Raw genomic sequence first — 3764 nt, forward strand, 5'->3', positions numbered from 1 at the left:
GCCTCGTCCCGGCCGCGCGGCGCGGCGCGGCCGGGGGCCGGGCGGGCGCCGCCGCGGCTGTCCGGGCGTTCCGCCGCGCGGGGGCGGGCAGGCGCCTTGGCGGGCACGCTGCCGCGCGGGGCCTGCTTGCCGGCGATCCGGGGCGTCACCGATACGGCGGGCTTCGGCGCCCGCGGCTTGGCCGGGGCCTTGGCGCCCTGGACGGGCTTCGCGGGACGCCGGGTGGTGCTGGTGGTCTTGCCCCCGGTGGGGGGCTTGGGCGAGCGCGCGATGGCCGCCTCCTCTGTCTTGCTATGGGGTGGTGCTATACCACGATGCCGGCCGCGCGGCGGATTGCGGTGGCGGAAGCCGGGTGTTCGCGTGCCGGTACCAGGGTCCAGCCCGCGTGGCCACAGGAGTCCGCAGCGGATCCCTGCGGCAGCAACGCGCCAGGGCGGCGCCGGTGCCGCGCCATCGTCCGTGCCGCCTGGCCCGAGAGCGCCCGGCGGGTCTCGCCCGGCCGCGGCAGCACCGCCAGGGACGTGGTCCGCAGCAGCGCCCGCCAGCGCTTCCAGCGCGGCAATTGGGTCAGGTTGTCGGCGCCGACCAGCAGGACGAAGCGCGCCCGGGGGAAGCGCTGGCGCAGCAGCCCCAGCGTCGCCACCGTGAAGCGGGTGCCGAGCCGGGCCTCGATGCCGGTCGCCACCACCCGCCGGCCATCGGCGATGCGGCCGGCCGAGGCCAGCCGCTCGGCGAAGGGCGCCATGCCGCGTTTGGGCTTCAGCGGATTGCCGGGCGAGACCAGCAGCCAGACCTGGTCCAGCCGCAGCGCCCGCAGGGCGCAATCCGCGACATGCCGATGCCCCGCATGCGCCGGGTTGAAGCTGCCGCCGAGCAGGCCGATCCGGACCCGGCGGCCGTCCCCCCACTTGCCTGGCCGCACCGTCACCGGGAGCCGCGGCTCAGGTCGCGCATGATGGATCCCTCCGCCTGGGGAGGGCTCAGGGCCTGACCTGTCCGCTCCCGATCACATGGTAGCGGTAGGTGCAGAGCTGCTCCAGGCCGACCGGGCCGCGGGCATGCAGCCGGCCGGTGGCGATGCCGATCTCGGCGCCGAAGCCGAACTCGCCGCCGTCGCAGAACTGGGTCGAGGCATTCCACAGCCCGACCGCGGAATCGAGGCCGTTGAGGAATTCCGTGGCGGCGGCCGCATCCTCGGTGACGATGGCCTCGGTATGCTCCGAGCCGAAGCGGCGGATATGGGCGAGCGCCGCCGGCACGCCCTCGACCACCGCGACCGAGAGGATGCCGTCCAGCCATTCGGTGGCGAAGTCGGCCTCGGTCGCCGCCGGCAGCCCGGGGCAGAGGACGCGGGCGGCGGCATCGGCGCGGAAGTCGCAGCCCAGCGCCGCCAGGTCGGCGACCAGCAGCGGCAGCAGCGACGGGGCGACGGCGGCATCGATCAGCAGCGTCTCGGTCGCGCCGCAGACGCCGGTGCGGCGCATCTTGGCATTGGCCAGGATGGCGCGGGCCATGGCCGGGTCGGCCGCGGCATGGACGTAGGTGTGGCAGAGGCCCTCGGCATGGGCGAGCACCGGGACGCGCGCCTCCTCCATCACCCGGGTGACGAGGCCCTTGCCGCCGCGCGGGATGATGAGGTCGATGAGGCCGGCGGCGCGCAGCATGGCGCCGACGAAGCCGCGGTCGGCGGTGGGCGCGACCTGGACGCAGGCCTCGGGCAGGCCGGCGGCGCGCAGCCCGGCGGCCATCGCGGCATGGATCGCGGCGACGCTCTGCAGGCTCTCGCGCCCGCCGCGCAGGATCACGGCATTGCCGGATTTCAGGCAGAGCGCGGCGGCATCGGCGGCGACGTTGGGCCGGCTCTCGAAGATCATGCCGATGACGCCGATCGGCTGGGCGATGCGGCGGATGACGAGGCCGTTGGGCCGGGTCCATTCGCTCAGCACCCGGCCGGCGGGGTCGGGAAGTTCGGCCACCTCCTCCAGCCCGCGGGCCATCGCCTCGATCCGGGCGGGGGTCAGGGCCAGCCGGTCGCGGAAGGCGGCGGAGAGGCCGGGCGCGGCGGCGACATCGGCCTCGTTCGCCGCCAGGACCGCCGGCGCCGCGGCCCGCAGCGCCCGGGCGGCTTCCCGCAAGGCCAGGTCCTTCACCGGTCGCGGCGCGCGGGCGAGGTCGGCGGCGGCGGCGCGGGCGGCCTGCGCGGCGGTCTCGAGCAGGGCGGCGACGGGATCGGCGATGGCGTTCACGGGGTGGTCCTCCAGGGATGCAGGACTAGCGCGCCGCAGGCGCCCCGGCAAACCGGATGCCGCGGCCTGGCGCGCTACAGCACCACCAGGTCGTCGCGGTGCACCACCTCGTCGCGGCCGCGCCAGCCGAGGATGGCCTCGATCTCCTCGGAGCGATGCCCGGCGATGCGGCCGGCATCGGCGGCGTCATAGGCCGAGAGGCCGCGGGCCAGCTCGCGCCCCGCGGCATCCCGCACGCTGACCGGGTCGCCGCGGAGGAAGCTGCCCTCGACGCCGCGCACCCCGGCCGGCAGCAGCGAGGAGCCGCGCGCCAGCGCCCGGGCGGCGCCCGCATCCACCACCAGCACGCCCGAGGGCGCCAGGCTGCCGGCGATCCAGCGCTTGCGCGCGGTGCGACCCTCGGGGGAGGGGAGGAACCAGGTGCAGCGGGCGCCGTCCAGCATGGCCTGCAGCGGGTTGTCCCGCTTGCCCAGCGCGATGGCCATGGCGCAGCCGGCGCCGGTGGCGATGCGCGCGGCGATCAGCTTGGTGCGCATCCCGCCCGAGGAATAGCCGGGCGGCGGGTCGCCCCCCATGGCCATGATCTCCTCGGTCAGCGTCTCGATCACCGGCAGGTGCGCCGCGGCCGGGTCGCGCTTCGGGTCGGCGGTATAGAGCCCGTCGATGTCGGAGAGCAGCACCAGCGCATCGGCGGCGATCATCTCGGCGACGCGGGCGGCTAGGCGGTCGTTGTCGCCGAAGCGGATCTCGGCGGTGGCGACGGTGTCGTTCTCGTTGATGACCGGGATGCAGCCGAGCTCGAGCAGGGTGCCCAGCGTGGCGCGGGCATTGAGGTAGCGGCGGCGGTCCTCGCTGTCCTCGAGCGTCAGCAGCAGCTGCGCGGCCGGCATGCCGTGCGCGGCCAGCGCCTTCTCCCAGGCGCCGGCCAGGCGGATCTGCCCGACCGCGGCGGCGGCCTGCTTCTCCTCGAGCTTGAGCCGCTTGCGGGTGAGCCCCAGGGCGTGGCGGGCCAGGGCGATGGCGCCGGAGGAGACGATGACGACCTCGATGCCCCGGGCCCGCATGGCGGCAACATCGGCGGCGACCGAGGCGAGCCAGGCATCCCGCGGAAGGGCGGTCCGCTCCTCCACCACCAGGGCGGAGCCGATCTTCACCACCACCCGCCGGGCGGTCGACAGGCTGGGGGCGAGGCCGGGAGCGGGAGGGGCGGAGGAGGGCGCTGCGGTCATGGGGAGGGCGCATAGCATGGGCGCCGCGGATGGGGAAAAGGACCGGCGTCGCCGGGACAGCCGAAAGGCGCCCCGGACCCGGGGCGCCTCTCCGTCTGTCGTCCGTTGCTCAGGCGAAGAGCATGTCGGCGGCGGCGATCTTGCTGACATGGGCGAGGAAGACGCTGTCGCCCTGGGCGTCGTAGGTGACGAGGAGGCCGGCGACGCCGCCCTCGGTGGCGGCGCTGGTGTGGATGTCGGCCTTGCCGAGGCCGATGAACTTCAGGCGGTCGGTGCCCGAGGCGAAGTC

General features: G+C 75.6%; 4 protein-coding genes. All 4 read right to left on the reverse strand.

Annotated elements, in window-relative coordinates:
• Positions 1 to 304: 304 nt before the first annotated feature.
• Positions 305 to 928: a nicotinate-nucleotide adenylyltransferase gene (locus QWZ14_RS29465; RefSeq protein WP_290320635.1), complete on the reverse strand. Its 624-nt coding sequence runs from the start codon at positions 926 to 928 to the stop codon at positions 305 to 307.
• Positions 929 to 980: 52 nt separating this feature from the next.
• A complete protein-coding gene (locus tag QWZ14_RS29470; protein ID WP_290320636.1) occupies positions 981 to 2246 on the reverse strand; it encodes a glutamate-5-semialdehyde dehydrogenase in 1266 nt (421 codons plus the stop codon).
• Positions 2247 to 2320: 74 nt separating this feature from the next.
• Complete coding sequence (proB, locus tag QWZ14_RS29475) at positions 2321 to 3475, reverse strand: glutamate 5-kinase (RefSeq protein WP_290320637.1); 1155 nt, start codon at positions 3473 to 3475, stop codon at positions 2321 to 2323.
• A gap of 109 nt (positions 3476 to 3584) precedes the next feature.
• Positions 3585 to 3764: hypothetical protein (locus QWZ14_RS29480; RefSeq protein WP_290320638.1), on the reverse strand; the 180-nt coding region annotated here is incomplete at its 5' end.

The organism is Paeniroseomonas aquatica, from assembly GCF_030409335.1.
GTDB classification, from domain to species: Bacteria; Pseudomonadota; Alphaproteobacteria; order Acetobacterales; family Acetobacteraceae; genus Belnapia; species Belnapia aquatica.